Below are 14,950 nucleotides of genomic sequence, written 5' to 3' on the forward strand. Positions count from 1 at the left end.
CTATCTTCGGCGGCGTGACCGAAACGACTGACGCCGGAGTGCGGCGCCCACCCAAGCCCTTGCTGGCGACGCTCCTCGGCGTCAGCACCATGACCATCATGGCCAGCGCCACGATCACGCCCGCATTGCCGGGCATGCAACGGCATTTCGCCGCCGAACCGCACGCGGAACTGCTCGTCCGGCTGGTGCTCACTCTGCCCGGGCTCGCGATCATGGTGTCCGCGCCGTTGCTGGCCAAGCTGAGCGGCCGGACCGGACGCGTGCCGGTGCTGCTGGCCTGCCTCGCCCTCTACACCGTCGGCGGCGGATCCGGTCTGCTGCTGGATTCCCTGCCCGCACTGCTCGTCGGGCGGGCCGTGCTCGGGATCGGCATCGCCGGGATCATGACCACGTCGACCGCGTTGATCGCCGACCACCACCACGCCGACGAGCACGGCCGGGTGCTCGGATTGCAAGGCGCGGCAATGGGTTTCGGCGGCGTCGTCGCGTTGCTGCTCGGCGGTTTGCTGGCCGCGGTGGACTGGCGGGGGCCGTTCGCCGTTTACCTGCTGGCGATTCCGATGCTGGTGCTCGTGCTGCGTTTCGTTCCGGACGCGCCCGTCCAGCCAGTCGATCCGACGGACACCACCACGGCCGCGTCGCCGTGGCAGCCGCGACTGCTCGGCCTGTACGCATTGATCTTCATCGGCGTCGTGGTCTTCTATACCGTTCCGACGCAGGCCCCGTTCTGGCTGGCCGAGGTCGGCGGTGCGGGACCGGCCGTCGCGGGAGCTTTGATCGCGGCGGTCAATCTGGTGATGACGTTGGTGGGCCTGAACTTCCGTCGCCTGCGCGCCCGCTGGTCGTTCCCGATGCTGGCCATCGCGATGTTCGCCGCGTTCGCCGTCGGACTGGTCGTGCTCGGCACCGCCGGCGCATTGTGGACGGCCGCGCTGGGCATGGTCGTGGTCGGGCTCGGCGTGGGACTGCAGAACCCGACGATCAACGGATGGCTCGTCTCGACGGCATCGCCCGGCACACGGACCCGGTCGCTGGGCTTGCTGACGTCCGCGTTGTTCCTCGGGCAATTCTCTTCGCCGCTGATCGCGCAACCGGTGATCGACGCCGTCGGGATGGGGACGACGTTCGTCTTTTCCGGAGCGCTGGCCGCGGTCGTCGGGGTGGTCGTGGCGGGGATCCACTGGCGTTCGGCCCCGCACGTCGCCGCCGGGAAATGAGCGGCGCTGCGCGAGATCGCCCAGCCGGTCGTGCTGGTCGACCTCGGCAGCCACCACTTCCACGTCGAATCCCCCGCCGAGACCGCCCAGCTCATCGCAGGCGAGCTGGCTCGCGAGGAATTACGCCCGCCGTCCGCCATCGACTGACAGCGTCGTCCCGGTGATGTACGACGCGGCGTCCGAGCAAAGCCAGACCACGGCCGCGGCGGCTTCTTCCGGCGTGGCGAGCCTGCCGAGCGGGGTGATCGCCTCCTGCCGGGCGATCATGGCGGGGTCGTCCGCCCATTTGTCGAACCCCGGAGTCCGCGTCGGTCCCGGGCACACCGCGTTGACGCGGATCCCGTCCGCCGCGTAGTCCACCGCCGCGACCTTGGTCAGGCCGACGATCCCGTGTTTCGCCGCGACGTAAGCCGGGGCGTTCGGGATCGCGTACAACCCGCCGTTGGACGCGACGTTCACGATCGCGCCGCCCTTCAGGTGCGGGAGTTCGTATTTCATGCAGAGGAAGGTCCCGGACAAGTTCACCCGCACCACGCGCTCGAACTCGGCGAGAGTCAGCTGGTCGACGCGTGCATGAGACGACAAACCGGCGTTGTTCACCGCGAAGTCGAGCCCGCCGTACGCCTCGACCGTCTGCTTGATCGCGGCCTGCACCGAGAGCTCGTCGCCGATGTCGACCCGGACGGCCAGCGCCTCCCCGCCGTCCTTCTTGATCAGCTCGACAGTTTCCGCCGCTGCGGCCTCGTCGATGTCCAGCACGGCCACCGCCGCCCCGCCCCGGGCGAACTCGATCGCCGCCGCCCGGCCGATCCCGCTGCCCGCCCCGGTGACGAGCCCGCTCCGCCGGCCGCTCACGACAGCGACTCGTGATTCGCCCAGGCCACGCGGTACGAATGCCGCGCCTGCCACCGGTCGATCACCGCGTGCAGCTCGGGGGCGGTGAAGCTCTTGGCCAGCGTGTCGAGGTCGGCGACGGTGACCTGGACGATCGCCGTCGCGATGAGCGCCGGGATGGCGTCCTCGCCGGGGATCGGCAGGTGCTTGCGGGTCTCGACCGATTCGGCGAAGCCGGTCGCCAGCATGGCCTGTTTGATATCGGTGAGGTACTGATCCAGCTCGGAGTCGGGCACCGGCTTTTCGAACGAAACAATCATCGTGTGCGTGATCATGCTTCAAGTTTTGCTCGCTTTAGCGCCGATCGTCCAAGACCGATTCGCTATTTGGCGATAACCTGGAGGCATGGCTGAGCTAGAGACCCGCGAACTCGAGTACTTCCTGGCGGTCGCCAGCGAGCTGCACTTCGGCCGGGCCGCCGTGCGGCTGTCGATCGCCCAGCCTGCCTTGTCGAAGGCGATCCAGCGCATCGAAACGCGGCTCGGCGTGCAACTGTTCACCCGCTCCAGCCGCCACGTCGAACTGACCGCGGCCGGCGAGGCGCTGCAGGAACACGGACGGCACGCGCTCAACGCGGTCAGTGCCGCCGCCCGCAACGCCCGCCGCGCCGGGGAGAGCCACCTTCGCCTGGTGCTCAAACCGGGCGGCGACGCCGGGCTGCTGTCCGGAATCCTCGCCGAGTACTCCCGCCATCCGGATGCCCACCAGGTCGACATCCTGTTCAGCGGTCCCGCCGACCGTTCCGATTTCCTCCTCAGCGGGCGCGCGGACGTCGGCCTTCTGTTCGTCCCGTTCGACGACCTGACCGGGCTCGCCCACGAAACCCTGCACGCCGAGGATCGCGTCGCCATCGTCCCCGGCACGCACCGGCTGGCGCGGCGCGAGTCCGTCCGGCTGTCCGATTTGGACGGAGAGACCCTGCCCTCGTGGAAAGGGGTTCCCGGGGCCGAGGGAACCGGGCCTGAGGTCGCCGACGTCGTCCAGCTGCTGCACCTCATCTCGCTGGAGCGGATGGTCGGCGTCCTCCCGCGGTCGCTGGTCGACCAGGTCCCGCCGGGCGTCGTCTGCGTGCCGATCGCGGACGCTCCGCCGAGTCAGCTGGTGCTCGCCTGGAACGAGCAGGACCGGCGGCCGCAGGTGGCCTCATTCGTCAATGCCGCGCTGGATTCGGTCCGATGAAACTCGCTTGAAGGCCACCAGCAGCAACACCGCCACCGCGACCGCGAACCCGAGGTTGCCGAGCACCGCCGTCGTTCGCGGAATGTCCATGTCCCGCGCGTGCTGCCAACCGACCCAGACGTAGGTCACCAGCGCCCCCGCCGCGAGCGCGAGCCGGTGCGACGCGCTCCATCCGGCGGACCGGCACCACCGGACCACCAGCGCGACCGCCGCCGCGACCAGCAAGCACCACGCGGCCGAAACCGCCCACTGCGAGACCCCGTCCGGCAGGAATTCCCGGCACCACACCAGGCTCGTCGCCCCGAACGCCGCGACCCCCACGACCGCGGGTGCGGGAGCGACGCCGTCCCGCTGCGGCACCGGCCTCCTGCCCAGCCAGAACCCGAGCGCCACCAACCCGGCGATGGCCGCGAACGACCAGCCCAGCTGACCGGCCGAAGCCACAAACCCCGTCGAGGCGGTCTGCATCGCGCACAACGCCGCCGACCCGGCCACGAACACCACCGCGACCACCGGCAGCCCGACCTTGCCCAGCCACGGCTGAGTGCGGTCGCGGCAGAAGGCTTCCACGACGGCGATCGGCACGCAGATGCTCCAGACCGTGTGCATGGTCAGCACGTCCTGAAGCATCTGAACGCTCGTCCCCAGCGCCGGGACGTACGTTTCGGAGTAGGCGGCTGCGATGTCGAACCCGCCGTAAGCCGGATTCCACAGCATCATGTCGATCGGCCCCTCCTCCAGCAGCGCGTACGCCGCCGCGAACGGGACGATCGCCGCCCAGCCCCGCCCGGTGCGCCGCGCGACCTCGCGGATCAGCAGCGCGCCGCCGCCGTACATCGGCGCGAACAGCAGCAGCGAGCCGACGTCGGTCACCGGCGTGTTGCCCAGCAGGTACTCGCCCACCAGCGGAGCGAGGAAGAAGAGGGCGAGTGCCTGCTTGGTCACGCGGTCCAGGCTAGGCAGGGGCGGGCGGGCGAAACATCGGTCCGCGGTCGATCGCGGATAGCCGCCGGGCTAATTGCGTTCAGTCCTGGGGCTAGGAGTGTCATGCTGGCTTGCGTGGAGGACATCATCGCCGCGGTCGGGCCCCGGCTCCGGCATTTCCGGCGGCAGCGGAACTGCACCCTGGACGAGCTGTCGGCCGCGACCGGCATCTCCATCAGCACCCTCTCCCGGCTGGAATCCGGCCAGCGCAAGGCCAGTCTCGAACTGCTGCTCCCGATCTCCCGCGCCCACCGGATCCCGCTGGACGAACTGGTCGGCACCGCCCCGCTGAAACCGGTCGCCCGCGCCGACCGGACCGTCGTGCCGCTCACCGAGCGCCCCGGCGGGCTGCAGTCGCTCAAGATGATCTTCGACGCCACCCAGTGCGAGCCCGCTCCGCGCACGCACCCCGGCCACGAATGGTTCTGCGTGCTCAGCGGCAAGGGCAGGCTCGTGCTCGGCGAGCACGACGTCGTCCTCAAAGCGGGCGAGGTCGCCGAATTCGACACCCGGATCCCGCATTGGTTCGGCAGCACCGGCGAGGGCCCGGTCGAAATCCTCAGCATGTTCGGCAAGCAGGGCGAGCGTCTCCGCGTCCGGGCCCGGCCGCGCTGACTGCTCCGTTCGGCGGCATAACCTCTCCGCCGACGAGAAACCTATACCCCGGGCGACCTGCGCTGATCTGAGCGCACCGTCGAAAGTCGGTGCCCGGCAAGAACAATCCCGGCTTAACTCCGTGTCCCGCGGACGGACACCCTTTTCCCTCCGCGCGTTTCCTTCGCCTACGACGAGGAGATGCACCGATGCGGAAACTCTTTGCCCTGCTCACTTCCGCCCTGGCGGCCGCGGCTGTCGTCGCCGGCAGCCCGCCGGTTTCCGCGGCGCCGGACAGCGGGGTGGTGCCCGGGCTGACCGGCACCGCCGCGAAGGCCGCCGCCGGAACCGCGGCGGACCGGTTCCTCCAGCTGCGCCGCGAAAAAGCCGGCCGCGCCGTCAAACCGAGGAACTACGCGCAGCAGCACACCTTCTGGGGCCCCGAACCGCAACTGTCCAGCGGGGCGGACGGACTTCTCGTGACCCATAGCGTCGTCCCCGACCTCCGCCTCTCGAACAGCGCGGACGTCGTCTACGCCCCGACCGTCAAGCCCACCGGCCATTCCTGCATCGAAGTCGTCACCGCGTACGGCCTCGACCAGGGCGGGCAAGTCTGGGCGTGGGACTGGTGCGGGACGATCGGCCCCGCGAAGGTGGTTCCGCTGGACAGCTCCTTCCTCTCCAACTACACGTCCACAGTGGACGGACACCCGGCGTTCACCGTCCAAGAGGTGCGGACCGACGCGGGAGCCAACAGCTGGACCGCCTCGCTCTACAACGTGAAGACCGGCAAGTGGGACGACCTGTTCACGCAAAGCGGGAGCGACCAGAGCACCCTCAACGAGGGCTGGGACATCTTCGAGCTGTACTCGACCGTCGACCCGTCGACCGGCCAGGCCTACTACTGCTCGGACGCCAAGGGCAAGGTGTTCGAATCCAGCTCGCTCCAGCTGCGCATCGGCGGCCAGTGGACCCCGGCGACGGAGTCGAACTCCCCGTTGCAGCCGACCGCCAACCCGAACCCGAGTGATTACAGCTGCTCGTCGCTGCAGTTCGAGGTGCCGACGCCGAACAGCAACTGGCGCGTCACCGTCTAAGCCCCGGCCGGCAGGAGTGCGTGCCGCCAGCGGTCGAACGCGGCACTGCACCCCTGCCGGTTGGCGTAATCACGAGCCACCCGCTGAGATATCTCGCCGGCCCGATCCGCGGCCGCCGTGCCCGGCCGGTAACAGAGCCGGAGTTCCTGCCACAGCGGCGCGTCCTCGATCGCCCGCACGACGATCCCGCCTTGCCGGTCCTCCCGGGTCGCCAGCGCCGGCGCGACCGCCATGCCCTCGCGCACCAGGTCCAGCAAGGTCGCCAGGCACTGCGGCCGATGCGGCTGATCGAGCACCACCCCGCGCTGCCGGCAGACTTCCTGCAGGTACACCGACCACCGGGTGGTCCACGGCGGATCGTCCGCCCACGGATACGCGGCAAGCGCTTCCAGCGGGATATCCCCGTCCGAGGCCAGCGGATGATCCTCGGCCAGAATCACGAAAACCGGTTCCCGCGCCTGCAGCACGACGCTCTCGACGCCGTCCGGAACGATCCGGTCCGGAAGCGGTGCGAGGTAAACGAGCGCGAGGTCGAGTTCCCCGTCCGCGAGCGCCGCCAGCGTACGAGCCTCGTCCTGCTCCTCGTGCACCCGGACCGCCGGGCACCACGGCTGATCCCGCAGCCACCTCGCCAGCGCGAGATGCAGAAACCCGCTGTACCCGCCGACCCGCACCGCCCCAGCCGGCCCTCGTCGCGCGCCCGCCCGCTCGGTCAGCGCGGACATCCCGGCCAGCACCGCCCGTGCGTCCGCGACGACGTCCGCCCCGAGCGCCGTCGGCACACAACCCGTCGGCGACCGCGCGAACAGGCTCCCGCCGACCGACCGTTCGACGCGCCGCAGCAACCCGGACAACGCCGGCTGGGAAACGTGCAGCACCTTGGCCGCGCGAACGAGACTGTGCGCGTCGGCGATGGCCACGAGTGCGCGCAGATGGCGCAGTTCCAGCTCCATGACTCCTCCGGCCGCAACCCCCTCGCCTGGTCACTGTAACGCCGAAGATCGTGAGGAATTACCGACGCGAGTCGGTACCCGGACGCGAAATCACTCCGACGGCAGCCAGGTCGCGGTCAAATCCCGGCACACCACGGAAACCGATCCGGCGTGGAAGCCGATCTCGTGACTGCAGCCGTGCTCGTGCGGGAGGATCTCGTCCAGCGCGAGAGTGCCCAGCCGGACGATCTCCGGTTGCTTCTCGCCGACCTCCACCGAGAACGTCCGCACGTCCGCATACCGGATCTCGAGCGGAGCGGCGTGCGAAAACGGGCTGTGCGCGAACCGCAGCACGAGATCGACCGTCTCGCCCTGGTCCGCGTAGTCGATCCCGGCCAGTTTCAGGTCCTTCACCGAGTACGCGGAACTGAAGTCGTAGTGGTGCGGGTCCGTCGCGAATTCCCGCGCCCCCGGCGGAAGCTCGCCGGCCAGCTCCGGCAGTTTCTCCAGGTACTGGGTCGCGTCGAAGGGCAGCGCCACATACTTCATGTTCAGTCCTTGCACTTGCCGGTGATCCTTGGCCGCTTCCACTTGTCGCCGGACAGATCGGCGCGGCCCTTCTCCGGGAGCCGTCCGTCCCGGCGCATCTCCTCGATGGAGAGGTTACGCAACCTGCCGTCCAGATGCGGGGGAAGGTCCTCCGGCGCGGAGGCGGGCTTGCCGTGCTTGTTGAACCAGCCCTCGCTGCCGAACAGGCCCTTCTCCTCCCCGTTGCGGTACACGTGGATCTCGAAGTCCGAACCGCCGCCGATCGGGAACCGGTCGATGCCGAGCCGCCAGCCGTCGCCGTGGTCGATCCAGCGCCGCTGATTGGCCGACAGCCCGAACGGGTCGAGCCAGCTGGTCGGATTCGCGACGTAGGCGTGCGGGTTGTCGCCGCCGTGCAGGCCGAGCGGATCGGGCGAGGCGTACCGGCCGGTTTCCGGGTCGTAATAGCGGAAGTAGTTGTAGTACAGCCCGCTTTCCTCGTCGTGGTACTGGCCGGGGAATCTCATCGGCACGGAAAGGCCGCCCGTCGCCGTCGCGGCGCGGTATCCCCAGAGCGACCGGTCGGCGTGCCAGGCGACGTTTCCTCCCGGGTCGATCAACTCGGTCGCGGCACCGGCGAAGTCGGTCACGATCGCGTAGAACTCCTCGTCGACCCGGTCCTGGGTGCTGTCCGCGGCGAGCGTCCGCTCTCGCTGGGCGAGCGGGCGGAACTCGGCGGCGTTCCAGTCCCAGGTCGTCACCCGGCCGCCGCCGGCCTGTTCGGCCAGCACCTGGCCGTCCCACAGGAAATCCACCCGGTCGGCGACCGAACCGTCGGCGGCCAGCCGGAGTTTCGCGATCCGGCGGCCGAACGGGTCGTACAGGTACCGCCAGCGCGTGCCGTCCGGGGTCGTCAGTTCGACCAGCTGATCGTCGGGATCCCAGGAATAGCGCCAGACCGCGGGCGGCCGGGACAGCCGCTTCTTGTGCGCCAGCACCACCCGGCCCTGTCCGTCGTACTGGTAGCGGACCGGTCCCGCCTCGTGCAGCAAAGTTCCGGTATAGCCGCGCGGGCCGGACAATTCGCTCGCTGCCGCGGGATGTCCGTGCTCGGCGTGCCGCACGTTTCCGCTCGCGTCGTACTGATACGACTCGTGCCAGCCGGTCCCCAGCACCCGGGTCACCCGGCCCATCGGGTCGAGATCGAACTGCCGCGGACCGGCCAGCTGGTCCTCGATCGCCGAGACCACCCCGTCCGCCCGGAACCGGAACTCGCGCTGCTGGGTGCGCCGCACCGATCCGGCCGCGCCGCGCCCCGCGGCGGTGCTCACGGTCTGCGCGACCAGCCGGTCGTTGCCGTCCCAGGACTGGGCCAGCATGGCTCCGCTGTCGAGCAGCCATTCCACCAGGTGCCCGGCCGGGTCGTAGCTGAACGACATCGTCTGCCCGGTGGTGCGCAGCGAGGTCGGCCTGCCCGCCGCGTCATAGCCCCACCAGCTTTCCGAACCGGACTGGGTCCGCCGCGCGATCCGCCTTCCCGCCGCGTCGTAGCGGGACGAGACGGTCCGTCCGTTGACCGTTTCCTCAAGCACCCGGCCGAGCTGATCGCGGTGAAGGATCGCCTCGGACACTTCGTTGACCGCGCGCACCACCTGCCGGGCCGCGTTGTACTCGAACCTGGACACCCCGCCCGCGTGCCGCCGTTCGACAGCGTTGCCGAGCAGGTCGTAGCTGATCTCGACGGTTTCGCCGGCTCCGTTCGTCTGACTGGTCAGCTGTCCCGCGGCGTCGTAGGAATAACGCACTTCCCGGCCGTTGTAGTCGATCTCCCGGACGAGCTTCCCGGCCTCGTTGTACTCGTAAGACCAGACGAGCCCCTGCGGATTGGTCGTGGACAGCAGGCGCATTTCCGTGTCGTAGCGGAATTCGTACCGGCCGCCGTCCGGTTCGATCTGCACGGCGGGGAGATCGAAATGCGTCAGCCAGGTCTTGGTGGTCTGCCCGAGCGCGTCGACGTAGGCGACCTCGTTGCCTTCCCCGTCGCGGATCCACCGCTCGACGCTCCCGTCGGGCATGGTCCGGGAACTGAGCCTGCCCTCCACCGTCCACCGGAAGGTCCGCACCTGGCCGAGCGGATCGCTGATCTCGCTCGGCCTGCCGAACGGATCGCGCACGCAGCGGGTCACCCCGCCGAGCGGGTCGACGATCTCGACCGGCAGCCCGGCCGCGTCGGCCCGGAGCCGCCGGACGTTCCCCAGCGCGTCGGTGACCGAGGTCAGGTGCCCGCGATCGTTGCGGCCGTAGCTGACGACCGCGCCGGACGGATCCGTCAGCGCGGCCGGATTGCCGCGTTCGTCGTAGGCGTAGCGCCAGACGCCGCCGTCCGGGTCGATCCGCACCACCGGGAGGTCGAACTCGCCGTAGGTGACCAGGGTCTGGCTGCCGTCCGGCCGGGTGACCGCCACCGGGTTCCCGCGCTCGTCGTAGGTGTAGGAGGTGGTCCGGCCCAGCGGGTCGACCGTCGCGGCCAGCCGGTCGTAGCCGTCCCAGACCTGGCGGGTCTCGTTGCCAAGCGGATCGATCTGGCGGATCAGCTGCCGCCGCTCGTTGAAGAAATGCCGGGTGATCCGGCCCTGCGAATCGGTCTCGACGGTCTGCCGGTTCTCGTCGTCGTATTCGATGGTGCCCGAAACCGCGCCGCCGGACCCGTCGGTGGCGACGCACCGGCCGCGGTGGTCGTATTCGTAGGAATACCATTCCCCGTTCCGGTCCACCCATTTCGTGACCCGGCCGGCGTGATCGTATTCGAACCGGTAAGGCTTTCGCGAGGAGTTGACGATCTCGCGCAGCCTGCCCTCGTCGTCGTACCCGAAGCTCGCCAGCGGAATCGGCTCGGCGGCGGTTCCGGCGAGCCGCAACGAACGCACCAGCCCCGCCGAGCTTTCGACCAGCACCTCGTATCCGCCCGAATGCCGGACGTTGGTCACGACCCCGCTTTCGTCGCGCACGAACGAGATCTCGTTGCCGTTGCGATCCGCGATCCGGCTGAGGTACGCGGTATTTCCATTGGCGGCGGGGAAATACAAAGTGGTCCCCTCGGCCGTGCGTTCGATCGCGAAGCCGCCGCCGGACAGCCGGGCGAGCTGCCACCGAGGCCCGAACAGCGGGGTCACCGGCCGCGCGTCAGCAGGCGGCACCGGGTAGGTCACGATGGCGCCGTCCGGGGCGGCGTAGTAAACGGCGTCGCCCTCGACGACCACTCGCTGGTCGAGCGTCGAAGCCCAAGACGAGCCGAACATCCGGCCGGAGCGGTAGGCCGAGATGTGCGTGCGTTCCAGCACGAGAGGCAGCACGCCGTCGAGCGAAACGTCGACCTGCTCCAGGAACATGTCGCCGGTGGCGAGGTCGATCGGTTCCCGGCCGCCGCAGCGTCCGTCGGCTTCCTGCTCGGCTCCCGGTTTCTTGCCGTCCTCGCTGAGCGGATCGGAGTCTTTCCCCTTCGGCTTGCCGGAACCGGCGCCGTCGTCGCCCGGCGAGTTCGCGCTCGCCGGGTCGGTGCCGTCCTTGCCGCCGGGCGGATCGCCCTCGCCGGGAGCGTGCTCGCCGGGCTTGCCGGAGTGCGGTTCGTCGGCCGAGGACACGTGGGTCCCTTCGCCGCCTTCACCGGGGCGGCCGTGCAGTTCGGAGAGAACCTTCTTGATCGAAGCGAAGATCTCTTCGAGCTTCGACATCAGCGGCCGCAATTTCTCGACCGAGTTGATCAGTTTCTTGAGCAGTGCGCCGATTTTCTCCAGCCACGCCGACACCTGCTCGACGACCTGCGCCACCACGACCGGCGTGCCGAGGCCGAGCGAACACACTTCTTCCAGCGCGTCCTGAATGAAATCGCCGACCGCCTGGGTGATCATGTCCCGGACCAGGCAGCGCACCGCGGCGGTGAGCACGCCGACGACCTCCACCACTGTGCTGATCGTGTTCGCGCACGTCACAGCGGCGTTGATGTGGTCGATCTTCTTCCCGATGCTGGCCCGGTACGCGTCGGCGGCCGCGCCCTTCCAGTTCGCGGTGTCCTGCTGCACGGTCGCGGCCAGGTCCTTCGCCGCCTGCTGGGTGGCCTTGCCGATGTTCTTCCAGGTTTCCGCGTAGGCCGCGATCTGGTCGCCGTCGCCTGCCAGCTGGTTCAGCGCGTCCTGCAACGGCTTCACGTGCTCGATCAGCCAGTTCAGCCCGTAGGAGATCAGCGTGCCGACCGGGTTCATCGCGATGGTCAGCATGTCCAGTCCGGCGCCGAGCGCGGAAATCCCGGCGTCGACCCACGAACCCGACTGCACCCCGTCGTACACCCCGGCGGCGTCGTCGAGGATGTTGATCCCGCTGTGCCAGGTGGTCGAATCCTGCCGCTGCGCCACCAACGGGTTGCTCACGAGAGCTTCTTCCCGAGACCGGCGATGGTCTGCGTGTGGTTGTGCTCGGCGTTCTGATACGTCGTCACGGCCTGGTTCACCGACTCGGCGACCTGCCCCATCGCCTGCTGCGCCAACGCCAGCGTCGCCAGCCCCGGCGCGCTCACCGCGAGCACGATCGGCACGAACAACGGGCCGGTGATCATGCCGTACGCCTGCACGCCCATCGTCACCTGCTCGGCCGCGGACAGCGCCTGCCCGAGCGTTTTGCCGACCTGCTCCACCGCTTTCGCGTGCTTGGCCAGCTCGTCCGGATGGACCTCGTAGCCGCCTGAACCGTCACCCGCCATCGGATCCCCCCGGAGTCACCCGCGTGTCATGAACGATTGGCCGAAACCGTCGTCACCGTCATCGGAGTCGCTCGGCGGCCTGCGCACGGGAGGCGGCTTCGGAGCGGGTTCCTCCTCGATAGCACCGAGATTCCGGACGTGCTGCCCCTCGCCGGGCTCCGGTTCCTCCGGCTCCGGTTCCGGGAACTTGGCGCGGTAGTTGCCGACGATCGTGTCCATCGTCTGCCGGTCGTCGCCGATCGTCTCCGCCATGACCTCGCCGAGCCGGTCCGGCAACCGCGACTGAGCCCGCCGCAAAGTCGTCAGCACCGCGGCGGACACCTGCGCGCCGGACAGTTCCCGGACCTGATCGGTGATCCGCAGATCGGTCACGTTCCCCGCCGAATCCACCGTGACCGTGACCAGTCCGTCCTTGCCGGTCTCGGTCACCGACACCTGCCCGACCGCGGCTTGCATCGCTTGGTACCGCTGGGCTTTCTGCTTCGCCTGCGCGACCATCTGGTCTATTCGCGCCGCCGCGTCGCCCGCCTCGCCGGACAGCGGATCGCTCATCCCCGCTTCCCCCGTTCTCCGGTTTCGAGACCCGAGGAAACCATCGGGGTTCCGGATCGGACGGGCAGGTTGGCGTGAATTAACTCGAATAGCCGAAGCCATTTCGCCGCATTGACGACAGGATAGGAGTTTTGTCCGGTGCGCTCCGCCCAGCGGGCGGATTCCTGGTCCGGCCGAGGATCTCCGTGGCCTGATCGAGGCCACGGGGTGAGGGTTGCCGTAGCCGAACCCGCTACGTGCCGTGAGGGCCACCCTGAAGGAATCTGATTCCTTCAGGGTGGCCCTCACGGACCTGACGCGAAGCGCCCGTCAGCCCGCTCGACGCAACGGCGGCTTCGACTCCTCCTCGCCGTCGCGACCCTCCCGGCGCCGCAGCCGGTAGGCGCGTTGCTGGCAAGCGTGTGAGCAGTACTTGCGCGGACGGCCCCGCGAAGGCTGCAGGACCAGTTCCGCGCAGTACTCGCACGAGGTCTGCCGCTTGATTTCGTCACCAGGCCGGCTCGGCACGGCAGTTACGTCACGATCCGCCGCCGCGCGATCCGCGGCGATCCGCGCGGCGGCTACCAGATCCGAGTCCGGAGCGCGTCCCCTCGGGGTCCGCGCGATCAGCTCGTTGTCGAGATACGGGCACTCCGCGATGTCGTCGTCCGTGCATTGCAGCAAATGCCGCAGATAACCGTGAGCGGCCTGCAACTGGTCGATCTGATCCTCGATGCGCGCGGCCTGCTGCCGCACGGTACACCGCCAGGTTTCCTGGCCGGGCGCACCGGAGGCGACGACCGCGGCATCCTCCAGCCGCATCCCGCCGGTCACGCAGCACAGGTACGCGAGCCCGATCCGGCGCAGTTCGCGATCGCCGTAGAACCGGCGCCCGCCGTGCCGGACCGGCGGGTCGAGCACCCCCTGTTTTTCCCACCACCGCAGGGTGGAAGGGGTCAGACCGTAGAGGGCCGCAGCTTCGCCAATGCGTACCGAGCCGGATGTCATGACCTCTATTTGACATCAAGACGACTTCAAGAGGCAAGCTTAGCCTTACCTATTTCCCGAGACGGACGACAGGAGGGAAGCACCGGAAAGCGCGCGCCCCAGACCCTCCACTGTGGACAGACACCGCCATCCTTCCCTCAGCCGGTCTCGGAAATCGAGGAGGTGAGACCCCGGTGCATCGCGATGACCACCGCCTCGGTCCGGTCGGCCGCGCCGAGTTTCTGGTACACCATGTGCAGATGCGCCTTGACCGTCTGCTCGGTGATCCGCAGCAGCCGGGCGATCCGCCGGTTGGACGCCCCTTCCGCGAGCAGCTTCAGCACCTGCTGCTGACGCTGGGTGAGCTGCGGGACCGGCGAGGACCCCGATCCGGACCGGCTCAGCTGGAGCGGGCGCGCGAGCGGTTCCGCCCGGGCTCCGCCCTGCGTCCGCTCCCGCACGCTCCGCACCGTCGCCCCGGCGGAACCGGAGCCCGCGGCCAGAAGCGCGCCCCGCGTTTCCCGCGCGAAATCGCCCAGCTCCTGCAAGCAGGCGAGTATTTTGTCCATCACCTCGATCGCGGCACGGACGTCGTCATCCTGGGTGCGTTCCTGATCGGGTATTCCGTTCACTCGTTTCCCCCAGAAGGAGTCATGCTGGTAGTCCAAGCTGTTGCTTGACCATCGCCTCGCGCTTCCGCCTCGTGCTTCCGCCTCGTGCGGCACCTCCGCGGGACCCCCGCCGCCCGCGCCACTCGGGCAATCGGCTGATCGCGGACCGGGAACACGCGCGTCAGGCCGACCGCCCACGATTCCATAGCCGCTGAAAAGCACACTGCCGTTCGCCACCGACATTCCCTCGATGGGGATCGGCGCTTGCGCGCGAATTCCGCCTGCCCCCGGCGAGGTGGCCCGCCCCAGGCAAGACCAGGCCCCTTCCCACGATAGCCCGCACGGTGAGGATTTGGGAAGCGATGGACAGAAGTGATGAAATACGCGAACGGCGGTGACGAAAACCGGCCCTGCGCTCACTTCTGGTATCATATTGGTTTGAACCAATTATTCTCCGGGCGATCCTTTCCCGCGCACAGCGGCCGAATCACGCGTTCCGTGAATTCGCCCGGGCAGCACTTCAGCGGAGCCGGTTATTGGCCGATCAGGCTAATCGCCGGGGCAACCGGCGCATTACTCCCGCACGCTCCGCGAGTTACGGAATATTCCGGGGACTTTCCGTACCGGGAATCGCGGAATTCAC

14 protein-coding genes are annotated in these 14,950 nt (G+C 68.9%); 4 read left to right on the forward strand and 10 right to left on the reverse strand.

What is annotated here, in order from left to right:
* Positions 1-14 precede the first annotated feature (14 nt).
* Positions 15-1,217, forward strand: coding sequence for an MFS transporter (locus ACWGIC_RS04855; protein WP_452074564.1), 1,203 nt, complete (start codon positions 15-17; stop codon positions 1,215-1,217).
* 120 nt (positions 1,218-1,337) lie between these two features.
* Here ACWGIC_RS04855 and ACWGIC_RS04860 read toward each other — a convergent pair whose 3' ends face one another.
* Together ACWGIC_RS04860 and ACWGIC_RS04865 are read right to left on the reverse strand one after the other, a co-directional pair.
* Positions 1,338-2,072: an SDR family NAD(P)-dependent oxidoreductase gene (locus ACWGIC_RS04860; RefSeq protein WP_452074565.1), complete on the reverse strand. Its 735-nt coding sequence runs from the start codon at positions 2,070-2,072 to the stop codon at positions 1,338-1,340.
* Positions 2,069-2,386 carry a hypothetical protein gene (locus ACWGIC_RS04865; RefSeq protein ID WP_452074566.1) on the reverse strand — a complete coding sequence of 106 codons (318 nt, stop codon included), beginning with the start codon at positions 2,384-2,386 and terminating at the stop codon, positions 2,069-2,071. The genes ACWGIC_RS04860 and ACWGIC_RS04865 overlap by 4 nt, the downstream gene beginning before the upstream one ends.
* Positions 2,387-2,456: 70 nt before the next feature.
* On the opposite strand from ACWGIC_RS04865, the gene ACWGIC_RS04870 reads away from it, so the two are divergent.
* Positions 2,457-3,290, forward strand: a complete 834-nt coding sequence (locus ACWGIC_RS04870; RefSeq protein ID WP_452074567.1) for a LysR family transcriptional regulator — start codon at positions 2,457-2,459, stop codon at positions 3,288-3,290.
* Here ACWGIC_RS04870 and ACWGIC_RS04875 read toward each other — a convergent pair.
* The gene (locus ACWGIC_RS04875) at positions 3,255-4,235 is read right to left on the reverse strand and encodes a hypothetical protein (protein ID WP_452074568.1); all 981 of its coding nucleotides are present in this window, start codon (positions 4,233-4,235) and stop codon (positions 3,255-3,257) included. The genes ACWGIC_RS04870 and ACWGIC_RS04875 overlap by 36 nt on opposite strands.
* Before the next feature lie 114 nt (positions 4,236-4,349).
* Between ACWGIC_RS04875 and ACWGIC_RS04880 the strand changes: the two genes are divergently transcribed.
* On the forward strand, positions 4,350-4,889 hold the full coding sequence (locus ACWGIC_RS04880) for a helix-turn-helix domain-containing protein (protein ID WP_452074569.1): 540 nt from the start codon (positions 4,350-4,352) through the stop codon (positions 4,887-4,889).
* Positions 4,890-5,077: 188 nt separating this feature from the next.
* A complete protein-coding gene (locus tag ACWGIC_RS04885) occupies positions 5,078-5,965 on the forward strand; it encodes a carbohydrate-binding protein (protein ID WP_452074570.1) in 888 nt (295 codons plus the stop codon).
* Here ACWGIC_RS04885 and ACWGIC_RS04890 read toward each other — a convergent pair.
* The 7 genes from ACWGIC_RS04890 to ACWGIC_RS04920 all read right to left on the reverse strand — a co-directional run bounded on the left by ACWGIC_RS04890 (position 5,962) and on the right by ACWGIC_RS04920 (position 14,328).
* The gene (locus ACWGIC_RS04890) at positions 5,962-6,918 is read right to left on the reverse strand and encodes a LysR family transcriptional regulator (protein ID WP_452074571.1); all 957 of its coding nucleotides are present in this window, start codon (positions 6,916-6,918) and stop codon (positions 5,962-5,964) included. The two genes, ACWGIC_RS04885 and ACWGIC_RS04890, sit on opposite strands and share 4 nt — an antisense overlap.
* A gap of 90 nt (positions 6,919-7,008) precedes the next feature.
* On the reverse strand, positions 7,009-7,446 hold the full coding sequence (locus ACWGIC_RS04895) for a hypothetical protein (protein ID WP_452074572.1): 438 nt from the start codon (positions 7,444-7,446) through the stop codon (positions 7,009-7,011).
* 2 nt (positions 7,447-7,448) lie between these two features.
* Positions 7,449-11,849, reverse strand: a complete 4,401-nt coding sequence (locus ACWGIC_RS04900; RefSeq protein ID WP_452074573.1) for an RHS repeat-associated core domain-containing protein — start codon at positions 11,847-11,849, stop codon at positions 7,449-7,451.
* A complete protein-coding gene (locus ACWGIC_RS04905) occupies positions 11,846-12,178 on the reverse strand; it encodes a type VII secretion target (RefSeq protein ID WP_452074574.1) in 333 nt (110 codons plus the stop codon). Before ACWGIC_RS04905 ends, ACWGIC_RS04900 begins: the two co-directional genes overlap by 4 nt.
* 15 nt (positions 12,179-12,193) lie before the next feature.
* Positions 12,194-12,730, reverse strand: coding sequence for a YbaB/EbfC family nucleoid-associated protein (locus ACWGIC_RS04910; protein WP_452074575.1), 537 nt, complete (start codon positions 12,728-12,730; stop codon positions 12,194-12,196).
* 309 nt (positions 12,731-13,039) lie between these two features.
* A complete protein-coding gene (locus tag ACWGIC_RS04915; RefSeq protein ID WP_452074576.1) occupies positions 13,040-13,717 on the reverse strand; it encodes a MerR family transcriptional regulator in 678 nt (225 codons plus the stop codon).
* A 137-nt stretch (positions 13,718-13,854) separates the two neighbouring features.
* A complete protein-coding gene (locus ACWGIC_RS04920; RefSeq protein WP_452074577.1) occupies positions 13,855-14,328 on the reverse strand; it encodes a response regulator transcription factor in 474 nt (157 codons plus the stop codon).
* Positions 14,329-14,950 lie beyond the last annotated feature (622 nt).

It is taken from the genome of Amycolatopsis sp. NPDC054798 (assembly GCF_053611505.1).